Source organism: Carnobacterium sp. FSL W8-0810 (assembly GCF_038007125.1).
Taxonomy (GTDB): Bacteria; Bacillota; Bacilli; order Lactobacillales; family Carnobacteriaceae; genus Carnobacterium_B; species Carnobacterium_B inhibens.
Genome location: NZ_JBBOWO010000001.1, coordinates 2,035,769 through 2,058,544, shown reverse-complemented (window position 1 = coordinate 2,058,544; position 22,776 = coordinate 2,035,769). Strand labels below are relative to the sequence as shown.

Sequence of the window (22,776 nt, the reverse complement as noted above, 5' to 3'; positions counted from 1 at the left end):
GAGTGGGCAAAGCCTGCCGAAAAAACGATGTTCCGCTGTTTCTATATAGAGATATGAAGGTTTGTTGGAAGGAGAAAATACAATGAGTAAATTAATCGAAGCAATTACTAACGAACAATTACGTGAAGACATCCCAGCTTTCCGTCCAGGAGATACTGTACGTGTTCATGCTAAAATCGTTGAGGGTACTAGAGAACGTATCCAATTATTTGAAGGTGTTGTAATCAAACGCCGTGGTGCTGGAATTAGCGAAACTTATACAGTTCGTAAAATTTCTAACGGAATTGGCGTTGAACGTACATTCCCAATGCATTCACCACGTGTTGCTCAAATCGAAGTTGTCCGCTTTGGTAAAGTACGTCGTGCTAAATTGTACTACTTACGTGACCTACACGGAAAAGCAGCTCGTATCAAAGAAATCCGTCGTTAAGATGTTTTTCAAAAGAGTTGGGACTTTTGTCCCAGCTCTTTTTTTTGTGCATAAATAATTACAGAAATTATTGTAAAAGATTAAATGACTCAGACAACTAAGGCTATCTCAAAATATATTTTCATCACCTGCAAGTTTTGTTTTCCTAAATACTCTGTTCATTAAGGACAGATTACGTTATAATTAAAAATGAAAATGAGATTAGAAATCAAAAAAGTGGGGTATAGTATAGTGAATAAAGCATTAGTAAACTTTGAAGCCATCTTAAAGGCTAAGCATGTGCCTTTAGCCAAGAAAGAAATAAAAAATGGACAAGTTCTTTATAATGGTAAATTTAAATTGAATGATAGCCAAGCTTTGCCATTTGGAATTGTTTTTGATAATAAAGAAGAAGGAATCATTGATTTTCAAATCGTGTACCATAAGTTAGCCTACGTAACGAATTTTGATGCAAAAAATCAAGTATTAGAAATTTTAAATGAACTGAATGAAATGAAAACAGGTTATTACCGTGTTTGTCTTGCGGGAGACGGAGAAATTTATATGAGACTTCTTTCTCGAACAACAGAAGATGTAAGAGCAGCATATGAAATGATGATCGTCGGGTCAACAATTGCCAAGAGCATTCTTCCAAAAATTGAAGAAGCAGTTGGGAAAAAATAATTATAACATTGTGAATTCATTGGATAGAAAGTAGGGATTTCGTGAAGAATCAAAAACCTTTATTTCATGCTGAAATGGTCAATGAAACGGGTGTAAATGGTGAAGCGTTTGTGAAAAATGGCGGGTTGAATGTTAAACTTTCCAGCCCTTTAAATAAAGAAGAAGGAACAAATCCTGAAGAGTTACTTGGGTTGTCTTTTAGTACTTGTTTAAATGCTACTATTCAATCTTTGCTAAAAGCAAGAGGAAAAGAAAATACAAGTCGTGTAGAAGTTCATGTCGATTTTATGCGTGAACCAAACGGAATCGGCTACTTCTTTAATGTAGAGGCTGTTGCGAAAATCGATGGATTGCCTTTTGAAGAAAGTAAAAAAATTATAGAAGAAGCTGAAAATCGTTGCCCAGTATCTAAATTACTTGCAGGAAGTAAGACGGTATCTGTGAATGCAGTCGAAGAATTCTAACGAACAAAGATAAAAGACCTTCAAATTCTATTTGAAGGTCTTTTATCTTTGTTAAATATAGTAATGCCAGGTTATCTGTAATTTGTAAACTGTAAATCGATAGGCAAGTTAGCATCTCTTAGTAAAGCGATAACTTGTTGCAGATCATCACGATTTTTGCCAATTACTCTTATTTGGTCATCTTGTATTTGGGTTTTTACTTTAATACCAGATTTTTTAATTAACTGAGTAATTGTTTTGGCATGTTCTTTATCAATTCCACTGATTAAATCAGCGAATTGACGAACATTCCCTCCAAAAGCTTTTTCAGTTGAAGAATAATGAAGATTTCGAGTTGGAACGCCTCTTTTAACTAATTTATTAGTCAATACATCTTTTACTTGTTCTAATTTAAAGTCATCATCTGAGACGATAACTAATTTTTCTTTTTCTAATTTGATTTCACTGATCGAACCTTTGAAATCAAAACGATTTGCAATTTCTTTTGTTGCTAATTGTACGGCATTTTTTATTTCTTCCATATTCATTTCTGAAACGATATCAAAACTTGCTTCTTTTGCCATAAGTAATTCCTCCTTTTACATTGTGCTCTTAAATTGTACCATAAAAGGCAGGCAAATCCTTGGAAAACGGATACAAATGAGAGTGTAATGAAGAAAAAAAATTTTTTCTTTATTAATAAGAAAAATCTTGTTATTCTTGTTTGATTAAGTATATAAGGAGTTATGAGATGACACAGTTAAAAACGCCGAATTTTTGGATTGAACAAGCAAAAAAAATCTTTTTTATCTTTTTCGCAGCTATCACAAATGCAATCGCATTAAACAATTTTTTAATACCAGCCAATATTTATGCTTCGGGTATTAACGGAATTGCGCAATTATTATCGGGTGTATTAGACAATTCTTCAGGCATCCTTATTGATACGGGTATATTAATACTTGTATTTAATATTCCTATCGCGTTACTTGGATGGTTTAAAGTGGGGAGAAATTTCACATTATACAGTTTTATGACGTCTATTTTGATTTCGTTTTTTACGGTTCTTTTGCCGATTAATCCACTGACGAATGATCCTATGATGAACGCTTTATTTGGAGGGATTATTAGTGGAACTGGAATTGGTTTTGCATTAAAATACGGTTTTTCAACTGGCGGAATGGATATTATTTCAATGGTATTAGCTAAAACTACGGGTAGATCTATTGGTACATTAACATTTGCAATGAATTTACTTATCGTTTCATCAGCCGGTGTTTTATACGGATGGGAATATGCTCTTTATACTTTGGTGTCGATTTATGTGATGACCAAAATGATTGATACAATACACACCAGTCATCAAAAAATTACGGCTATGATTGTGACCAATGAACCGGATGCTTTAGTGAAAGAAATACATGGAAAGTTGATAAGAGGGATTACGATTATTCCTGCTAAAGGTGCTTATTCAAAAACCGATCGTTCTATCTTAATGATGGTTATCACTCGATATGAAATGTATGAATTAGAACAAGCTGTTAGAGAAGCAGATGCGTCAGCTTTCGTCAACTTTATGGAAACGAATAAAGTGTTAGGCGAGTTTTGGAGTTCAGACCGACAAAAAGAATCTTTAATGAAAAAATAAAAGAAACAGGGTGCCGTTCAATTTGAACGGACATCCTGTTTCTTTTTGACTTTAAATCAATCCAAAATAGTTTTCTAAATAATGAGCTAAACCTTCTTCATTGTTGGTTTTTTCTGTTATATCATTTGAAATTTGTTTTAAAGAATCAATCCCATTTTTCATCACTACGCCATGACCAGCATATTGAATCATTTCATAATCATTGTCTTCATCCCCAAAAGCAATGATATCTTTTTGCTTCACACCGTATACTTGGGCAATACGTTCAACACCTAATGCTTTTTGTACTCCTGCTGCTACGATCTCTAAACAAGGCGTTTGTCCGCCCCATGTTCTAATTTCAACAGCGTTTCCATAACGAGCTGTAACTTTTTCAATAATATAAGCTTGATTTTCTGCATCTGTAAAAACACAAACAGCAGTAGGGTCTTCTTTCAAGCTAGATGCTGTTAATTTAGAAGCGCCTTTTTTTCCTTCTGGAAAGAAATCGCTATAAGGAACAAAGTAGTTGTCTGCAAAGACTGTATCTCTCAGTTCTGCTGCAATCAAATGAATATCTAAATCTTTTTTTAAAGTCAGCATATCTAGCGCAATTTCACGATCCAATGTTTTATGGTATTGTGATTCCCAATTTAATTGATTTGGTAAGTGACACAAAGCACCATTAAAGTTTACGATTGGCGTTTCCATTCCTAATTGGGTGTAAAATTGTTTGCTATTACGGTAAGGCCTGCCCGTTACGATTGAAACGATGTGACCGGCATTTCGTAAAGTTGTTAAAACATTTTGAGTTCTAACCGAAATTTCTGAACGATTGTTTAAGGTAGTGCCATCTAAATCAAGAGCAATTAATTTTTTATTCATCAAAATCCTCCGACTATTCATTTAGGTTTATAAAAGCTTCTAGTTTTCTTTTATGATACACTTATTTTATAGAACCTTTACGAATAGTGTACCACAAAGTCTATAAGAATAAATATAGAAAGAGGATAGATAAATGATAACAGTAAAACATGAATACATTAATGAGATACCGGTACTAGAAGTTGTTTCAACGGAATTAATAGACCAAAAATTGCCCACTGTTGTTTTTTATCATGGTTGGACAAATTATAAAGAAAGCTCTTTAGTTCATGGTTATGAGATTGCTAAAAAAGGATTCCGTGTCTTGATACCAGAAGCTTATTTGCATGGAGAAAGAAGTCAAGGAGCACCAGTAACCGAGAGAAGTATGGAGTTTTGGGATGTTGTTCAACACAATGTAATGGAATTTCCAGCTTTAATAGAGCATTACGTCGAAGTTGGTCTAGCAGATCAAGAACAAATCGGAGTGTCTGGTTTATCAATGGGTGGCGTGACCACATGTGCTTTGTTAACGCAATATCCTTGGATAAAAACGGCTGTTGTCTTAATGGGAAGTCCGTCTCCAATTCCTTTCTCAAAATGGTTATTAACTTCCAAATGGCAAATAGGAGTAGAAATCGATTTTGAATCTGAACAATTTGCTCCTGCAATCGAGTCGTTAAAACCTATTTCGCTTGATATGCAACCTGAAAAAATTGATGGGAAATTCGTTCATTTTTGGCATGATGAAGATGATGATTTAGTCCCTTACCAACCGACGTTTGATTTCTACAAAAGAATCAAAGATCAAGAGTATGGAAAACATGTGAGTTTTACAACAACTGAAGGTCAAGGCCATCATGTTCCTTATATGATATCTGTTGAAACAGCTAATTTTTTCGAAAAACATTTATAAAAACATTCACAATCTCTTGCTGAAAGACTTTGATTTTGGTAAAATCAAGTCAAAAAGAGAAGGTGCTCAACCTATGGAAACAACTAAAGAAAATCAATTGGAAAATCTGAAAGAACGCATATTAGCAGCTTTAGAGCAAGTCATTGATCCTGAACTGAACATTGATATTGTGAACTTGGGATTAATTTACGGAGTTGAAGTAAGCGAAGAAAAACACTGTGTGATAAAATTAACGTTAACGACTATGGGTTGTCCTTTGGCAGATACTATTACCGATGACATCATGAAAGCTATACAGTCGATACCTGAAATTTCTTCAACCGAAGTGAAATTAGTTTGGTATCCTGCTTGGGATACAAGTAAAATGAGCCGCTATGCCCGGATTGCTTTAGGTATAAGATAAAGAAAAGTTTACTCTAATGATAAAAATTGGGGTAAGCTTTTTAACATTAACCGTACAAATAATGGTTAAAAAATAAATGAATAAATTAGTCAAAATTCCAATTATTTTTATTTGACCTTTACTGACCAATGGAGTATACTAACACTAGTAAATCAAGGAGGGGTTTCTATGGATATAGAAAAAATGACTACTACGATGCAACAAACCCTTGGCGAAGCTCAAAATATTGCTGTAACTAGAAAACATCAAGAAATAGATCTTCTCCATTTATGGAAGATTTTTTTAACGCCTGATCATTTTGCACGTGGGCTTTATCAATCGTTAGGGATCAAAACAGAGGATTTTGAATCTTATATTGATCAAGAATTGGATCATTACCCAACTGTTGAAGGCTCTAATGTTCAATATGGACAAGGAATGAGTCAAAACCTATACAATTTATTAACAGAAGCAGATAAATTAAGAGCTGCATTTCAAGATGACTTTCTTTCTACTGAGATCGTCTTATTGGCACTTATGAAATTAAAAAATCATTCTTTAACTAAGTATCTATTGCAGAATGGGTTAACTGAAAAGAATTTAAAAAATGAAATTGAAAAAATAAGAGGAGGAGATCGCGTGACCTCACAAAATCAAGAAGAAACTTATCAAGCACTTGAAAAATACGGTACAGATCTAGTTAAAGCCGTAAAAAGCGGAAACCAAGATCCTGTTATAGGTAGAGATGATGAGATTAGAGATGTTATTCGGATTTTATCTCGTAAAACGAAGAACAATCCGGTATTGATTGGAGAACCTGGTGTTGGTAAAACCGCTATTATTGAAGGGTTGGCTCAACGAATCGTTCGAAAAGATGTACCCGAAAATTTAAAAGGAAAAACCATTTTTTCATTAGACATGGGTTCTTTGATTGCAGGTGCTAAATACCGTGGAGAATTTGAAGAACGCTTAAAAGCAGTTCTAAAAGAAGTGAAGAAAAGCGAAGGGAACATCATCTTATTTATTGATGAGATCCACACAATTGTAGGCGCCGGGAAAACAGAAGGCAGTATGGATGCAGGAAACTTATTAAAACCGATGCTGGCTCGTGGAGAACTGCATTGTATTGGTGCGACAACATTAGATGAATATCGAAAATACATGGAGTCAGATAAAGCACTTGAAAGACGTTTCCAAAAAGTACTTGTTGACGAACCTACAGTAGAAGAAACCATTAGTATTTTAAGAGGGCTAAAAGAACGGTTTGAAATTCACCATAGCGTAAATATCCACGATAACGCTTTAGTGGCTGCGGCAACGCTATCCAACCGTTACATTACAGATCGTTTTTTACCAGATAAAGCAATTGATTTAATAGATGAAGCTTGTGCTACCATTCGAGTTGAAATGAATTCAAGACCCACTGAATTGGATCAAGTTTCTCGTCGCTTGATGCAGTTAGAAATAGAAGAAGCTGCATTGAAAAAAGAGAAAGATGATGCTAGCATGCGTAGATTGGCTATTATTCAAGAAGAATTATCCAATTTACGTGAAGAAGCGAACCAGTTGAAAATGAAATGGGAAACTGAAAAAGAAGAAGTAGCTAAACTACGCGATAAACGTGCTGAAATTGAAAAAGCACGTCATGAATTAGAAGAAGCAGAAGGCAATTATGATTTGGAGCGAGCTGCTGTCTTGAGACATGGACAAATACCTGCATTAGAGACAGAATTAAAAAAACTCGAAGAGCAACAATTAGCTGATCAAGATAATCAAGTTAGACTGGTACAAGAATCGGTTACAGAAGAAGAAATTGCTGTAGTTATTGGTCGAATGACGGGAATTCCTGTTAGTAAGTTGATTAAAGGCGAACGCGAAAAATTGATGCACTTAGATGAATCATTAAATGAGCGTGTCATTGGTCAAGATGAAGCGGTACAAAGCGTATCAGATGCGGTTATAAGGGCTAGAGCTGGCATCCAAGATCCTAATCGTCCGCTAGGTTCATTCCTATTTTTAGGACCAACTGGGGTTGGGAAAACAGAATTGGCAAAAGCATTAGCTGACAATTTATTTGACTCACAAGATCATATGGTCCGGATTGATATGAGTGAGTATATGGAGAAACATACTGTTTCAAGATTGATAGGTGCACCACCTGGTTACGTCGGTTATGATGAAGGCGGACAATTGACTGAAGCTGTCCGGAGAAGTCCTTATACCATTGTTTTGTTAGATGAAATAGAGAAGGCTCACCCAGATGTTTTCAATATTTTATTACAAGTATTAGATGATGGTCGATTGACTGATTCAAAAGGCAGAATGGTCGATTTTAAAAACACTGTTTTGATTATGACAAGTAATATTGGGTCTGATCTATTATTAGAAGGTACGGATGACCAAGGACAAATTAAAGACTCAACTAAAGAACAGGTATTATCGCTGTTAAAAACATCCTTTAAACCTGAGTTTTTAAATAGGATCGATGACACTATTCTTTTTGCTCCTTTAGGCTTACAAGTTGTGAAAAAAATTATTCTTAAATTAATACACGATTTAGCTGTCCGCTTAGCTGATCAAGACATTGAGTTAACGATTTCTGGAGAAGCACAAGTTTGGATAGCCGAAAAAGCTTATGATCCGATGTATGGAGCAAGACCATTAAAACGATTTATTACGAAACAAGTAGAAACACCTTTAGCCAAAGGTATTATTTCTGGCGAAATTCTACCGAAATCTAAAGTAACCATTACGTTAAAAGATGACCACTTATCCTATGAAACACAACTGTTAGATGATTAAACAAAAAAAGACATTCGATTGAATGTCTTTTTTTTGTTTAATTGATCTTATTTAGTTGCGTGTTCGCGTTTTGGTTCTGAAAAAGTTTTAGCAATTAATATTACCATTAACCCAATAAATAATCCAATCAGTGATGCTGTAACGAAGTTATATGAGCTGCTTGATAATGAAGCTCCAATATAATTTACAGCTTGACCAATAAAGAATCCCCAGAATAATGTAACTAGATATTTCATAATTTGACCTCTCTTCTTTTACACATTCATTTTAGCATTTTCAAAAATTTTGTAAAGGGAAAAGTAAGAAGAAAAAGTATTTGTGGTATTCTAATTTAAGAGAGTGGGTAAGAAAAGTAAGTTCCTTTTAGAAGGTTTGCGTATACGAATCAGAGAAGGGTATAATAAGAAACAGAGAGTTAGAATGGGGTGACAAAATGTCATTTGTACAATTACAAGTAATGAGTTCTTATAGTTTATTACAAAGCACCATTTCGATTGAAGAATTAGTCATTAAGGCTAAAGAAAGAGGTTATCAAGCCATTGCTCTTACTGATCACAACATTTTATATGGGTTGGTAGACTTTTACAAAATGTGTAAAAAACACCAGATTAAACCTATTTTAGGATTAACCCTAGATGTTGGCGGTATTGTAAAAAGCGAAGAAAATCATTCAATCATTTTATTAGCGAAAAATGCTAAAGGCTATGAAAATTTGATGATTCTTTCAAGCCAAAAAATGCTTTTAGCTGAAAATGAGCGGTTGACTGTCGATCAAATAGAACAATACAGTCAGGACTTAATTGCAATCACACCTGGGGAAACAGGAGAAGCTGAAGCTTTTTTATTTCAAGATGACCCAGAGTCAGCTGTAACAGTTGTAAAAAAATGGCAAAAAGCATTTCCAAAAAATCAGTTTTATATAGGTGTTCAACTTCATCTAAAGCTGAAATCAATAAAAAATAAATTGAATGAGGTATCTCGAAATACTGGAACACCTACTGTGGCTTTACAAGATATTCGGTATATTGATGCAGATGATGAGTTTAGTACGGCTGCTTTAAGAGCGATTGATAAGGGAGAAACCCTTTCAATCCAAAATGCTTCTATAAATGGAGATTATTTTTTACCTGAGAGTAGTTTAGTGGAAAAACAATTCAAAGAGAATGACTTAGCAGAAGCAGCTCAAAGAACAAACGCTATTGCTGATATGATAACTAGTGAGATTGTTTTGCGCCAACAATTGCTACCAAAATTTCCTTTGCCAACCGAGAAATCGACAACGGCATTTTTAAAAGCACAGTGTCTGATTGGTTTAGAAAAAAGAGTATCCGAACCAGATAAACGCTATATCGATCGCTTAGAATATGAATTAACCGTCATTGGAAAAATGGGATTCGAAGATTATTTCTTAATTGTATGGGATGTCATGGCATATGCTCATAAAGTGAAAATTGTTACTGGAGCAGGCAGGGGTTCAGCAGCAGGTTCTTTGGTCGCTTATTTACTTGGAATTACAGATGTGGATCCAATTGAATATGATCTGTTATTTGAACGGTTTTTAAATGAAGAACGTTATACAATGCCGGATATCGATTTGGATTTTCCTGATAATCGGCGAGAGGAAATATTGCAATATGTCAGAAATAAGTATGGTAAGAATCATGTAGCTCAAATCGCAACGTTCGGCACTTTAGCTGCTAAAATGGCTTTGAAAGATGTATCCCGAGTATTTGGTTTGAGTCCTTCCGAAGCGAACGTTTGGTCTAAAGCTATTCCAAGTGTGCTTGGCATTACTTTAGAAAAAGCTTTTAAACAATCTGCAACGTTAAGAAAACTGGTTGGAGAAAACGAAAAAAATACACTTTTGTTTGAAACGGCCAAAAAAATTGAAGGTTTGCCTCGACATATTTCAACTCATGCTGCAGGTGTAGTCATCAGTGATAAGCCCTTAACTCAATACGTTCCTTTACAAAAAGGTGGAGGCGAGATTTTTTTAACGCAGTACCCTATGGGGAATGTAGAAGAAATTGGATTGTTGAAAATGGATTTCTTAGGTTTGAAGAATTTATCTATTATAGATAATGTATTAAAACTTGTCCAAAGAGAGACTGGCAAGCGATTAAATTTGTTAAACATACCTATGCAAGATCAAGAGACACTTCAATTATTTCGAAAAGGAGATATGGTAGGGATCTTTCAATTTGAATCAGCGGGGATTAAAAGCGTATTGCGCAGGTTAGAGCCATCTTCTATGGAAGATATAGCAGCTGTGAATGCATTGTATCGTCCCGGTCCTATGGAACAGATCGATACGTTTATCAAAAGAAAGAAAGGTGTACTTCCAATCGTATACCCTCATGAATCTCTTTCAGAGATCCTGTCTGTCACTTATGGTGTAATGGTTTATCAAGAACAAGTTATGCAAGTAGCTGCCAGAATGGGAGGCTACACGTTAGGACAAGCGGATATTTTACGAAGAGCGATCGGAAAAAAACAAAAAAGTATTATTGATAAAGAACGACAACATTTTACTAGTGGTGCCGCTAAGTTAGGGTACACCCCAGAAGTTGCCATGCAAGTTTATGATTACATTGAACGATTTGCTAACTATGGTTTTAACCGGTCACATGCAGTAGCGTATTCTTTTATCGCTTATCAAATGGCGTATTTAAAGGCCCATTATCCTAATGCTTTTTTCGTAGCTTTATTAAACTCAGCTTTAAATAATTCTACTAAAATGAAAGAATATATTATCGAAGCGAAAAAAAGAGCCATCAAAGTTCTTTCACCAGACATTAATGCTAGTTTTGGCGGGTTTTCTTTAATTAATAGCCAAATTCTTTTTGGCTTTAGTTCTATAAAAGGGTTGAGAAGAGATATGATTGACGACATGATTACGAATCGGAAGAATGATGGAAAGTACAAAGATTTAATTGATTTTCTTAAAAGACTAGATAAGAAATGGTTGAAGCCAGAATACATCAAACCATTAATCTATGTTGGCGCATTTGATCAGTTTGAGCACTCCCGAGGAACACTTTTGGCATCGATCGAAGGCATCATTCAAAGTGTGCAAATGAGTGGGAATAATATTGATTTATTTGAATTACTAAAACCCAAATATGAATCTGCTCCTGACTTAACAATCGAAGAGAAGTTAGAAAATGAAGAGCACTTTTTAGGAACGTATCTATCAGGGCATCCAACTGAGAAATACGATTCAGTACGGCCTTGGAAACAAATTGTATATATAAATGAGTTAACAATTGGAAAAACAAGCAGAATAATTGGTTCAATCAAAAACATTCACAAAATTACAACAAAAAAAGGTGAACCAATGGCTTTTGTGACCATTAGTGATACTTCTGGAGATTGTTCTTTAACATTATTCCCTACAAAATACCGTCAATTTATTGAGTTGCTTACGGATAAAACCGTTTTGTATGTTGAAGGAAAAGTAGAATCAAAACGTGAGGGTATACCGCAAATCATTGTTAATCAAATGGATGATGTGGAAAAAATAGCTGGCAGTCAAACGGATAAAAAATGTTTTATTCGGATACAAGAAGAACAGAATAACAATGAAACATTAGAAAAAATGAAAAATGTAATGATGAGATCTAAAGGAAACATACCTGTTGTATTGTACTATGTGCAATCGAATAAGAAGATTGGTTTAGCAGAGGAAAGTTGGATCAATGATACACCTGAATTAATTGAAGAATTAGAAAACCTTCTTGGAAAAGAAAACATTGTTATTAAAAATAATTAAAGTTAAATGATTTTTTTAGTGAAATGCTATTTTTAAAAGGACAAGACGGTATAAAAGTGGTAGAATAACAGGTGAGCTTATGATAGTAAGTTTAAAAAAGAATCGTTTGTACTAGAATTAAGTGTAATGAGTAAAAAAGTTTTTTAGATAATGGTGGTTATAAGTTGTTTAGAAGAGCTATTTACTTTAATCTATTTTATGAGGTGAAGTCAATATGAAACGTATTGCTGTTTTGACAAGTGGTGGAGATGCTCCAGGAATGAATGCAGCTATTCGAGCTGTTGTACGTAAAGGTCTTTATGAAGGAATGGAAGTATACGGCATTAACTATGGTTACGCTGGTTTAGTAGCTGGTGATATACGCAAGTTGACTCGTAGAGATGTAGGTGATAAGATTTCAAGAGGTGGAACGTTCCTTTATTCTGCTCGTTATCCTGAATTTGCTACTGAAGAAGGTCAACTAAAAGGTATTGAACAACTGAATAAATTTGGGATTGAAGGTTTAGTCGTTATTGGTGGAGATGGTTCTTATATGGGAGCTTCTGCTTTAACGAAACACGGCTATCCAACAGTAGCATTACCAGGTACAATTGATAACGATATCCCAGGTACTGATTTCTGTATTGGTTTTGATACGGCTATTAATACCGTACTAGATTCTGTAGATAAAATTCGCGACACTGCAACAAGTCACGTTCGTACTTTTATTATTGAAGTTATGGGCCGTAACGCAGGAGATATCGCATTATGGACAGGTGTAGCAGGCGGAGCAGAACAAATTATCATTCCTGAAACAGAATTTAATATGGAAGACATTGCTAACACGATCCAAAGAGGCCGTGAGCGCGGTAAAAAACATAGTATTGTTATTCTTGCCGAGGGTGTTATGAACGGCAATGACTTTGCAGAAGAATTATCAAAATATGGAGACTATCAAGCACGCGTTACTGTTTTAGGACATGTTCAACGTGGAGGATCTCCAACAGCTCGTGACCGAGTATTATCAAGTGTTTTCGGTGCAAGAGCAGTTGATTTATTGAAAGCTGGTAAAGGCGGATTATGTATCGGAATCGTAGACAACAAAATTGTTGAAAATGATATTGTTGAAACGCTAAAAAGCGGCAAACACATGCCTGATGTTAGCTTGTATAAATTAAATCAAGAAATATCTTATTAAAAGAAATTACAAACTTATAAATAATTGTAATAAAAATTGCTGTTAGGAGAGATAATAGAATGAAAAAAACAAAAATTGTATGTACGATTGGTCCAGCAAGTGAAACGGTTGAACAACTAACTCAAATGATAGATGCAGGTATGAACGTAGCCCGTTTAAACTTTTCACATGGTGACTTTGAGGAACATGGAGCACGTATCAACAATATTCGTGAAGCATCAAAACGTACCGGTAAAATGGTAGCTATTCTATTAGATACAAAAGGTCCTGAAATGCGTACACACAACATGAAAGATGGCCGTGTTGACTTTGAAGCAGGAGACGTTGTTCGTATCTCAATGACAGAAGTTGAAGGAACAAAAGAAAAATTCTCAATTACTTATCCTGAATTAATCAATGACGTAAATCCAGGTACTCATATTTTACTAGATGATGGTTTAGTGGACCTTGAAGTAACTGATTTAGATCATGCAAATGGTGAAATTGTTGTTTTAGTTAAGAATCCAGGAACATTAAAGAATAAAAAAGGCGTAAACGTACCAGGTGTATCTGTTAATTTACCAGGAATCACTGATAAAGATGCTGCTGATATTCGTTTTGGTCTAAAGAATGATATTGATTACATCGCAGCAAGTTTTGTACGTCGTGCTAGTGACGTATTAGAGATCACTCAAATTTTAGAAGAAGAAAACATGACTCATGTTCAAATCATTCCTAAAATTGAAAACCAAGAAGGCGTAGACAACATTGATGAAATCTTAAAAGTTTCTGATGGATTAATGGTTGCTCGTGGAGACTTAGGAGTTGAAATTCCTACAGAGGAAGTTCCTATTGTTCAAAAAGCTCTTATCCAAAAATGTAATCAAGCTGGTAAACCAGTTATTACTGCTACACAAATGCTTGACTCAATGCAACAAAACCCACGTCCAACACGTGCTGAAGCAAGTGACGTAGCTAATGCTATTTTTGATGGTACAGATGCTATCATGCTTTCAGGTGAAACTGCTGCTGGGGATTACCCAATTGAAGCTGTACAAACTATGGCACGTATTGCTGTACGTACTGAAGAAGCATTAGTAAACCAAGATGCATTTGCATTAAAAGCATATAGCCAAACAGATATGACTGAAGCTATTGGTCAATCTGTAGGACATACTGCTCGTAACTTGAACATTCAAACAATTGTTGCAGCTACTGAATCTGGACATACTGCACGTATGATCGCAAAATACCGTCCAAAAGCTAATATTGTTGCTGTTACATTTACAGAACGTCAAATGCGCGGTTTAGCATTAACTTGGGGAGTTTCTCCAGTTGTTTCTGAAAAACCAGGTTCAACTGATGATATGTTCAACTTGGCAACTAAAATTGCTCAAGAAACTGGATTTGCTACTGCAGGAGATTTAATCATCATTACTGCCGGTGTACCAGTTGGCGAACGTGGCACAACTAACTTAATGAAAATTCAATTAATTGGAACTAAGTTAGCTAGCGGCCAAGGTGTTGGAACAGAGGCTGTTATTGGTAAAGCAACTGTCGCAACAAGTGCTGAAGAAGCAAATAAAAATGCTGTAGAAGGTGGAATTTTAGTTGTGAAAACAACAGATAAAGACTACTTGCCAGCGATTGAAAAATCATCAGCTTTAGTAGTAGAACAAGGTGGCTTAACTAGTCATGCAGCTGTTATTGCTATTGCAATGAGCATTCCAGTAATTGTGAATGTTGAAAATGCTACGACTCTTATTAAAAATGATGAATTAATTACTGTTGATTCACGTCGTGGAATCATCTACCGTGGAGCTACAACAGCTATCTAATAGCTAATAAAACTTAAAAATTTAAATGAACAAAACTCTCTTGAGGATTGATTTTTAAATCCGATAGGGAGTTTTTTTTGAAATTTAAAACAATAGTTAGTTTACATAAAAAGATTATGGTAAACTTATATCGAAACTTTTTCAACATTCTTTCATTCCTTGTCTTTTTCATATAAACTGTAGAGGAATGATTAAAGAATCACTACCAAATAATAGATCTAAACTTATGGAGGAAAAAATATGAATCAATCATTAGGAAAAATTATCACAGGACTTGTTACAGATGTAAACGAGGACGCATTTTTTGTACAAAAAGATGGCGTAACGTACAAATTAGATAAAACTGAAGGAATGGATTACAAACTAGGCGATATAGTAGAAGGTTTTGCTTATATCTCAATGGATAAAGACTTTATGTTAACTCAAGAACTTCCTAAAGTACAAGTGGGTCATTATGCATGGGGTACCGTTATTGATACACGTAAAGATTTAGGAGTATTTGTAGATGTAGGCCTGCCTGACAAAGAATTGGTCGTTTCACTTGACGAATTACCGACCATTAAACATTTATGGCCTAAAAAAGGTGATCGTTTACTGATAACGATACGAGTAGACGATAAAGACCGTATGTGGGGAGAACTAGCAGGAGATGAAGTATTCCAATCATTAGCTAAAAAAGGAACAGAAGAATTGATCAACCAAAACATCAAAGGAACAGCGTATCGTTTAAAAGTTATTGGAACGTTTATTTTGACTGAAGATAACCAAATTGGTTTCGTCCATCCTTCAGAACGCAAAGATGAACCTCGTTTAGGAGAAGTTGTGTCCGGACGTGTCATTGGGGTTAGACCAGATGGTGTGATAAATCTATCTCTAATGCCTCGTGCTTATGAAGCTATTGGCGACGATGCTGCAATGTTGATGGCCATATTAGAACGAACTAAAACAGGTAGCTTTCCATATACTGATAAGAGTTCACCAGAAGATATTTCGGAGCGTTTTGGGATCAGTAAAGGTCAGTTTAAACGAGCAATTGGAAACTTGATGAAACAACGCTTAATCGTACAAGAAAATGGCGAAACGAAACTTGTTCAAGAATCCAGCGAGAACGACCAAGAAGAAAACTAAAAAATAAGAAGAAACGAAAGAAGGCAGTTCACAAAGTGTTCTTGCCTTCTTTTGCGTTTTATATAAATAATTTAGGTTAATTTGGATAGAGGTGTAAATAGAGTGAAGGAAGATGTAGAAGAGTATATCCGTTTTTTGACTATTGAAAGAGGTCTTTCAAAAAATACAATTGAAAGTTACAAAAGAGATATTGGACAATATATGGTATTTATTGAACAAAGTAAATTAAACCACTGGGATCAAATTGATCGTTATGTTGTGCTTTCTTTTTTACAAGACCTAAAAGAAAAACAAAAATCTGCTGGCACAATTATTCGAATGATATCTTGTTTAAGACAGCTTCATCAATTCTTAAAGCAAGAACAGTTAACTAAAAATGATCCCATGCTTCATATTGATACGCCTAAGAAGGCGCAAAAACTACCAAAAGTATTGTCTATTAAAGAGGTGGATCTTTTGATTGAAACACCAAATACTGGCGAGACATTAGGATTGAGAGATCGAGCAATGCTCGAAGTTATGTATGCGACAGGATTACGTGTATCTGAATTAACAGAACTAAAATTAGATGACCTGCACTTATCACTAGGATTGATCCAAACGATTGGTAAAGGAGATAAAGAAAGAATTATTCCTTTAGGAGATATGGCTATCGAGTGGATCGAAAAATATCGTCGTTACAGCCGACCAAAATTGGAAAAAGAAGGCCGTCGTTCACCCTATTTATTTCTAAATCATCATGGACGTAAATTAACTAGGCAAGGTGTTTGGAAAAATCTAAAAATACTAGTAAAAAAAGCTGGAATAGAAAAAGAAGTAACCCCTCATACTTTACGTCATTCATTTGCTACACATTTGCTTGAAAATGGTGCCGATCTAAGAGTTGTTCAAGAATTGCTTGGACACTCGGATATCTCTACAACTCAAATTTACACGCACATTACTAAGCAAAGGATGTCAAGCGTTTACAAAACGTATCATCCAAGGGCTTGAAAAATAGAAAGAGTGTAGAGTTTTACTCGCTTTATCGTATTATTTTTACTATAATGAGAATGTAGAAACCTATAATTAGGAGGATGAAGAACGAATGTCATATAAAAGAGTGCATTTAATCGTTATGGATTCAGTTGGTATTGGGGAAGCGCCTGATGCTGATAAATTTAATGATCTAGGAAGTGACACGTTAGGCCATATCGCTCAAGAAGCTGGATTAACAATACCTCATTTAGAAGAATTAGGTTTAGGAAATATCAAACCTTTAAAAGGTGTGCGTAGCGTTACTGACAGCTTAGGCTATTACACAAAATTAGAAGAAGTATCTGTTGGTAAAGATACCATGACCGGACATTGGGAAATTATGGGATTAAACATTCAAACGCCTTTCCGAGTTTTTCCTGAAGGATTCCCAGATGCGTTATTAAAACAAATTGAAGACTTTTCCGGCCGCGAAATTGTAGGGAATAAACCAGCTAGTGGAACAGCTATTATTGATGAATATGGGGAACATCAATTAAAAACAGGAGACTTGATCGTTTATACTTCGGCAGACCCTGTTTTACAGATCGCAGCTCATGAAGATGTGATTCCATTAGATGAACTGTACCGAATCTGTCAGTTTGTCAGAGATATTACAAAAGACGATCCTTACATGATTGGCAGAATCATTGCTCGACCATATGTTGGGAAACCTGGACAGTTTACTAGAACGAGTGGACGTCATGATTATGCATTAAATCCTTTTGGTAAGACTGTTCTTAACCATTTAAGCGAAGGCGGTAAGGAAGTTATTGCAATCGGCAAGATCAATGATATTTATAATGGAGAAGGCATCACTGAATCTGTACGCACAGAACACAATATGGATGGTGTAGATAAACTCTTGACGGTTATGGATAAAGATTTTGAAGGTCTTAGCTTCTTAAACTTGGTTGATTTTGATGCTAAATTTGGACACCGTCGTGATGTCGTTGGATACGGTCAAGCAATTGATGAATTTGATGCTCGTGTTGAAGAAATCGTTGGCAAGCTAAGAGAAGATGATTTATTATTGATCACTGCCGATCACGGAAATGACCCTATTGCACCTGGAACGGATCACACTAGAGAGTATGTTCCTTTATTAGCTTATTCTCCTTCAATGAAAGAACATGGCGAAATTTCTCAAGGCCATTTTGCAGATATTGGTGCTACTATTGCAGCTAATTTCGGTGTTCAAGATACAGGATTTGGTAAAAGCTTCTTAGAAGAATTAAAGTAAAAAGAATACATTAATGGAGGAAATTATGACTACAGCATTATTAAAGAAAGTTAATGAAGCAAAAAGCTATATTTTAGAAAATGGTGTTCAAGATATAGAAGTTGGATTGATTCTAGGTTCTGGATTAGGGGAGTTAGGGGACGAAGTTGAAAATCCAATTGCGATCTCATATAGTAAGATCCCTCATTTTCCTGTGTCTACTGTAGAAGGACATGCTGGACAATTAGTATATGGAACATTGGGCGGTAAAAAAGTATTAGCTATGCAAGGGCGTTTTCATTTTTATGAAGGGTATACTTTAGAAGAAGTTACTTTCCCGATACGAGTAATGAAAGCACTTGGTATCCATTCATTGATCGTGACAAATGCAGCTGGCGGAGTCAATACTGATTTCACCCCAGGCGAATTAATGATGATCACAGATCAAATTAACTATACTGGTACCAATCCTTTAATAGGACCAAATGATGCTTCTATGGGACCGCGTTTCACGGATATGAGTCATGCCTATGATGCAGCTTACCAAGAAACCGTTCGTTCTGTAGCTAAGAACATGGATATAGACTTAAAAGAAGGCGTATATATTGGTTTTTCTGGTCCAACTTATGAAACTCCAGCCGAAATAAAAATGGTTCGTCAATTTGGTGCTGATGCTGTTGGGATGTCTACTGTTCCAGAAGTTATTGTAGCAAATCATGCAGGTATGAGAGTCATCGGTATATCTTGTATCACTAATTTGGCTGCTGGCATGCAAGCGACATTAAATCATGAAGAAGTGGTAGAAACAACACAGCGTGTTAAACATACATTTAAAGCTTTTGTAAAAACTATTCTTTCAGAAATGAAATAAAAAACCCATTGAGTAGATAGAAAGAGGAACTGTGAAGAAGTTATGGTCTAGTTGCCAAACTTTTAAGCAGTTTCTCTTTTCTTCATTAATTTAAAACAATTGAAGAATAGTAGAAAGATTTGATTTTTTAGAGTGTGCAAATAGGGTTGTATGACAAATGGTGTGGATGCTTCAAAAAAATTTCTTCTGGAATGGACGGGTTTGCTTGTGGAGCCATGGGACCGCCTGTAAGCCTGGAGTCTTAAAGGCTTTCAAGCTTCAAATAAACCCTAATCGCTGAAGCGCTAACGGTTTATAATTCTCATTGAATCCTATACAGGGCTACAAGCAACCCTATTACTCCAGAAATGTTTGGTGAGTATTTTGAATAATCTATCAACACTAAAATTTATAGACCCGCAATTAGGCACTATTGATCACATTGAGAAAAGCTTTTTTTTGTGTTAAAGTAAGTAAAGCAAAAAACAAGCAAAACTGAGATGAGGATAGTTGATGGACGAAAGATTACTAACAGGAACAATGAAAATAAATAAAGCTAACCATTTAGAAATAGGTGGTATAGACACTATTTCATTAGTTGAAAAATATGGAACGCCTCTTTATGTATATGATATTTCTCAGGTTAAACACAAAGCACAAATGTTTAAAAAAGCCTTTCAAGATAGAAAAATCAAAGCACAAGTAGCCTATGCAAGTAAAGCTTTCTCTTGTTTAGCTATTTATCAATTAATGGCCAAGGAAGAAATGTCTTTAGATGTGGTTTCTGGAGGAGAACTTTTTACAGCTATCCAAGCTGATTACCCTAGTAAAAAAATTCATTTTCACGGAAATAATAAATCAGATGCTGAAATCATTGCTGCATTGGATTATAATATCGGCTGCTTTGTAGTAGATAATTTTTACGAATTAGAAAAATTAAATCAGTATACAAAACAACGCAAGCAAAATATGTCGATTTTATTGAGAGTAACTCCAGGGGTTGAAGCTCATACACATGAGTACATTACAACTGGGCAAACAGATTCTAAATTTGGATTTGACCTTAATAATGGACAAGCTCAACAAGCTTTGCAATTAGCTATGCAGATGCCATATATTGATGTAATGGGATTGCATTGCCACATAGGATCACAAATTTTTGAAACAGAAGGATTTAGTCTGGCCATTGACAAATTAGTCATGCAATCAAAAGAATGGCATGAGGCTATGGGATTCGATTTGCGGGTATTAAATGTTGGCGGAGGCTTTGGGATTAGGTATACATCTGAAGATGAGCCATTACCCATAGAAGATTATATCAATAATTTAATTGATGAAGTACAATCTGTCACAACCAAAGTTCAATTACCGATGCCTGAGATTTGGATCGAACCAGGACGCAGTTTAGTTGGAGATGCGGGGATCACATTATATCAAGTTGGCTCACAAAAAATCATACCAGATGTTCGTAATTATTTAGCTATCGACGGAGGAATGACGGATAACATTAGACCCGCGCTTTATGATGCAAAATATACGGGCGTTTTAGCCAATCGTGTAGAGGATGCAGTAGAAGAAACCTATTCTATAGCAGGAAAATGCTGCGAATCTGGTGATATGTTGATATGGGATCTGCCGCTGCCAAAAGCAGATGACAAAGATGTTTTAGCAGTCTTTAGTACTGGAGCTTATGGATATGCGATGGCTAGTAATTACAATCGTATTCCAAGACCGCCAGTCATCTTTGTTGAAAATGGAAAAGATTTTTTAGCTATTAAGCGAGAAAGTTATGCAGACTTAATGAGATTAGAACGCTCTCTATATTAATTTAAAGAGATAAAAAACACTAATACTCTGATGTTGCAAGCTTAGAGCGCTAGGAGGATACTATGTTACTCGATTACAAAAATGATTATGAAAAAATTTCAATGGGATTGCTCTCATTTGTTCCGGACTTAAAAGACGTTTCGCGTTTGCAGAATGAAATGGATTGGTACCAAAGTAAAGAAAACTACAAACTTTATTTATGGAAAAGTGAAGAAACTCAAGATATCATAGCTGTAATAGGTGTTGAGATTGGAAACGATATGACATTAGTAAGACATATCTCTATTAACCCTTCATTCAGAAATGAAGGAATCAGTTACAAAATTTTAGAAGCATTAGAAAAACGACTCCCTCAGAAAAAAGTAATGGGAACGTTAGAAACCGCCTCTTTAATTGCAAAATGGGAGCAAGAGAAAAGTAAAAAGGACCAACAGTCTATTTTATTGACTGATGAAAAAGGCGAGGATTAAATGTCATCCGATATAAATATAAAAATTGATGCATTTGAAGGACCATTAGATCTATTATTGCAATTGATCAAACACTTAGAGATTGATATTTATGATATCCCAATTGCTGAAGTTACAGCACAATACTTAAATTACATCCGAGCAATGAAAGTATTACAATTAGATATTGCCGGAGATTATTTAGTTATGGCAGCAACTTTAATGGCAATAAAAAGTAAATTGCTTTTACCTAAACAAGAAATGAATGCTGATCCAGAAGATGAAGTTTTTTTTGAATCCGGTGAAGATCCTAGAGATGCGTTAGTAGAGCAATTATTGGAATACCGTAAATACAAGTCGGCAGCAGCTTTGTTAAAAGTAAAAGAAGAAGAACGTAGCCAATATTTTTCAAAGGAACCTACTAACCTAGAATCATTACAAGAAAAAGTTCCATTGGAGCCTCTTCAAATCAGTACGTTTGATTTAGTTGCAGCTTTTCAAGATATGTTTAATAAAAAAATGAAGAAAATACCACTGCAAACAACGATTAGAGCAGAAGAAACAACGATTAATGAAAAAATGGATTTTATTATGGGGAAATTAAGAAGTACCATTGCAAACCAAGGTGTTTTGTTTACTGGGCTATTTGATATTCCTACAAAAAATGAGATGGTAACAACGTTTATGGCTTTGCTTGAATTAATAAAAGAAAAAAATGTTTTTATTCAGCAAGAAGTCACGTATGGAGATATTATTGTCTATCCATCAGAATCAAAAGAAACAGGTGATGAGTAGTATGGATGAATTAGCAGCAATTGAAGCACTTCTTTTTGTAGCTGGGGATGAAGGGATGTCTTTAGAAGAAATTTCTACTATCTTAGACTGTTCAACTCAGCAAGCTTATCAGTTCCTGATGCGCCTTCAAAAAAATTATGAAGAAGCGACTTCAAGAGGGTTAATGCTTCTTGAGGTTGGGAACCAATATCAATTGGCTACTAAAAAAGAGTATGCAGATGTGATAAAAAAATATGCGATCTCACCATTAACGACTAATTTATCACAAGCAGCGTTGGAAACACTTGCAATAATAGCCTATAAGCAACCTTTAACGCGGATGGAGATCGATGAAATCCGTGGAGTCCAAACAAGTGGAGCATTGCAAAAATTAACGCTTAGAGGGCTTATTGAACCTAAAGGACGGGTAGAAGGACCAGGAAGAGCTATTTTATATGGAACTTCTGATTACTTTATGGATTATTTTGGTCTTAAAGAGTTGTCTGATTTACCAGAAATAACAGAATTAGAAACGGAAAATACTGAAAAAGAATCCGATTTATTTTTTGAAAGGTTTAATCAACAATTTGAAAATGAATAAAAATAGAGAATACTAAGG

Annotated in this window: 21 protein-coding genes; 18 read left to right on the top strand and 3 right to left on the bottom strand. The window is 35.1% G+C overall.

Annotated features, from left to right (window positions below; translation table 11 throughout):
• Positions 1-82: 82 nt before the first annotated feature.
• The 3 genes from rplS to NST49_RS09910 all read left to right on the top strand — a co-directional run bounded on the left by rplS (position 83) and on the right by NST49_RS09910 (position 1,557).
• Positions 83-430: a 50S ribosomal protein L19 gene (rplS, locus tag NST49_RS09920; RefSeq protein WP_023177672.1), complete on the top strand. Its 348-nt coding sequence runs from the start codon at positions 83-85 to the stop codon at positions 428-430.
• A gap of 231 nt (positions 431-661) precedes the next feature.
• Positions 662-1,093 carry a hypothetical protein gene (locus NST49_RS09915; RefSeq protein ID WP_023177673.1) on the top strand — a complete coding sequence of 144 codons (432 nt, stop codon included), beginning with the start codon at positions 662-664 and terminating at the stop codon, positions 1,091-1,093.
• Positions 1,094-1,134: 41 nt separating this feature from the next.
• Positions 1,135-1,557, top strand: a complete 423-nt coding sequence (locus NST49_RS09910; protein WP_187948588.1) for an OsmC family protein — start codon at positions 1,135-1,137, stop codon at positions 1,555-1,557.
• Between the two features lie 71 nt (positions 1,558-1,628).
• Here NST49_RS09910 and NST49_RS09905 read toward each other — a convergent pair whose 3' ends face one another.
• The gene (locus NST49_RS09905; protein WP_023177677.1) at positions 1,629-2,120 is read right to left on the bottom strand and encodes a YajQ family cyclic di-GMP-binding protein; all 492 of its coding nucleotides are present in this window, start codon (positions 2,118-2,120) and stop codon (positions 1,629-1,631) included.
• Positions 2,121-2,287: 167 nt separating this feature from the next.
• Between NST49_RS09905 and NST49_RS09900 the strand changes: the two genes are divergently transcribed.
• Positions 2,288-3,184 carry a YitT family protein gene (locus NST49_RS09900; protein WP_023177678.1) on the top strand — a complete coding sequence of 299 codons (897 nt, stop codon included), beginning with the start codon at positions 2,288-2,290 and terminating at the stop codon, positions 3,182-3,184.
• Between the two features lie 51 nt (positions 3,185-3,235).
• On the opposite strand, the gene NST49_RS09895 is transcribed toward NST49_RS09900, so the two are convergent.
• Entirely contained in the window at positions 3,236-4,048 is an 813-nt protein-coding gene (locus tag NST49_RS09895; RefSeq protein WP_034536523.1) for a Cof-type HAD-IIB family hydrolase, read from the bottom strand.
• 133 nt (positions 4,049-4,181) lie between these two features.
• On the opposite strand from NST49_RS09895, the gene NST49_RS09890 reads away from it, so the two are divergent.
• The 3 genes from NST49_RS09890 to clpB all read left to right on the top strand — a co-directional run bounded on the left by NST49_RS09890 (position 4,182) and on the right by clpB (position 8,127).
• Complete coding sequence (locus NST49_RS09890; RefSeq protein ID WP_251166093.1) at positions 4,182-4,943, top strand: dienelactone hydrolase family protein; 762 nt, start codon at positions 4,182-4,184, stop codon at positions 4,941-4,943.
• 73 nt (positions 4,944-5,016) lie between these two features.
• A complete protein-coding gene (locus NST49_RS09885; protein WP_034538581.1) occupies positions 5,017-5,346 on the top strand; it encodes a metal-sulfur cluster assembly factor in 330 nt (109 codons plus the stop codon).
• 168 nt (positions 5,347-5,514) lie between these two features.
• A complete protein-coding gene (gene clpB, locus NST49_RS09880; RefSeq protein ID WP_341048351.1) occupies positions 5,515-8,127 on the top strand; it encodes an ATP-dependent chaperone ClpB in 2,613 nt (870 codons plus the stop codon).
• Positions 8,128-8,174: 47 nt separating this feature from the next.
• Here the strand turns inward: clpB and NST49_RS09875 are convergent, their stop codons facing one another.
• Positions 8,175-8,363, bottom strand: a complete 189-nt coding sequence (locus tag NST49_RS09875; protein ID WP_023177688.1) for a YjzD family protein — start codon at positions 8,361-8,363, stop codon at positions 8,175-8,177.
• Positions 8,364-8,560: 197 nt separating this feature from the next.
• Between NST49_RS09875 and dnaE the strand changes: the two genes are divergently transcribed.
• From dnaE to scpB, 11 genes are all read left to right on the top strand, one after another.
• Positions 8,561-11,899, top strand: coding sequence for a DNA polymerase III subunit alpha (gene dnaE / locus NST49_RS09870; protein WP_341048349.1), 3,339 nt, complete (start codon positions 8,561-8,563; stop codon positions 11,897-11,899).
• A 214-nt stretch (positions 11,900-12,113) separates the two neighbouring features.
• A complete protein-coding gene (gene pfkA / locus NST49_RS09865; RefSeq protein ID WP_034536527.1) occupies positions 12,114-13,076 on the top strand; it encodes a 6-phosphofructokinase in 963 nt (320 codons plus the stop codon).
• A gap of 59 nt (positions 13,077-13,135) precedes the next feature.
• Positions 13,136-14,893 (top strand): pyruvate kinase, encoded by a 1,758-nt coding sequence (pyk, locus tag NST49_RS09860; RefSeq protein WP_341048348.1) that lies wholly within the window; start codon positions 13,136-13,138, stop codon positions 14,891-14,893.
• A gap of 240 nt (positions 14,894-15,133) precedes the next feature.
• Positions 15,134-16,021, top strand: a complete 888-nt coding sequence (locus NST49_RS09855; RefSeq protein WP_341048347.1) for a CvfB family protein — start codon at positions 15,134-15,136, stop codon at positions 16,019-16,021.
• A gap of 102 nt (positions 16,022-16,123) precedes the next feature.
• Positions 16,124-17,014, top strand: a complete 891-nt coding sequence (gene xerD, locus NST49_RS09850) for a site-specific tyrosine recombinase XerD (protein WP_023177696.1) — start codon at positions 16,124-16,126, stop codon at positions 17,012-17,014.
• Positions 17,015-17,108: 94 nt separating this feature from the next.
• Entirely contained in the window at positions 17,109-18,278 is a 1,170-nt protein-coding gene (gene deoB / locus NST49_RS09845; protein ID WP_341048345.1) for a phosphopentomutase, read from the top strand.
• Between the two features lie 25 nt (positions 18,279-18,303).
• Positions 18,304-19,128, top strand: coding sequence for a purine-nucleoside phosphorylase (locus tag NST49_RS09840; RefSeq protein ID WP_023177699.1), 825 nt, complete (start codon positions 18,304-18,306; stop codon positions 19,126-19,128).
• A gap of 492 nt (positions 19,129-19,620) precedes the next feature.
• On the top strand, positions 19,621-20,934 hold the full coding sequence (lysA, locus tag NST49_RS09835; protein ID WP_023177701.1) for a diaminopimelate decarboxylase: 1,314 nt from the start codon (positions 19,621-19,623) through the stop codon (positions 20,932-20,934).
• A 62-nt stretch (positions 20,935-20,996) separates the two neighbouring features.
• On the top strand, positions 20,997-21,404 hold the full coding sequence (locus NST49_RS09830) for a GNAT family N-acetyltransferase (RefSeq protein ID WP_341048342.1): 408 nt from the start codon (positions 20,997-20,999) through the stop codon (positions 21,402-21,404).
• On the top strand, positions 21,405-22,178 hold the full coding sequence (locus tag NST49_RS09825; protein ID WP_023177705.1) for a segregation/condensation protein A: 774 nt from the start codon (positions 21,405-21,407) through the stop codon (positions 22,176-22,178).
• Position 22,179: 1 nt separating this feature from the next.
• Positions 22,180-22,758 (top strand): SMC-Scp complex subunit ScpB, encoded by a 579-nt coding sequence (gene scpB, locus NST49_RS09820; RefSeq protein ID WP_034536535.1) that lies wholly within the window; start codon positions 22,180-22,182, stop codon positions 22,756-22,758.
• Positions 22,759-22,776: the final 18 nt, after the last annotated feature.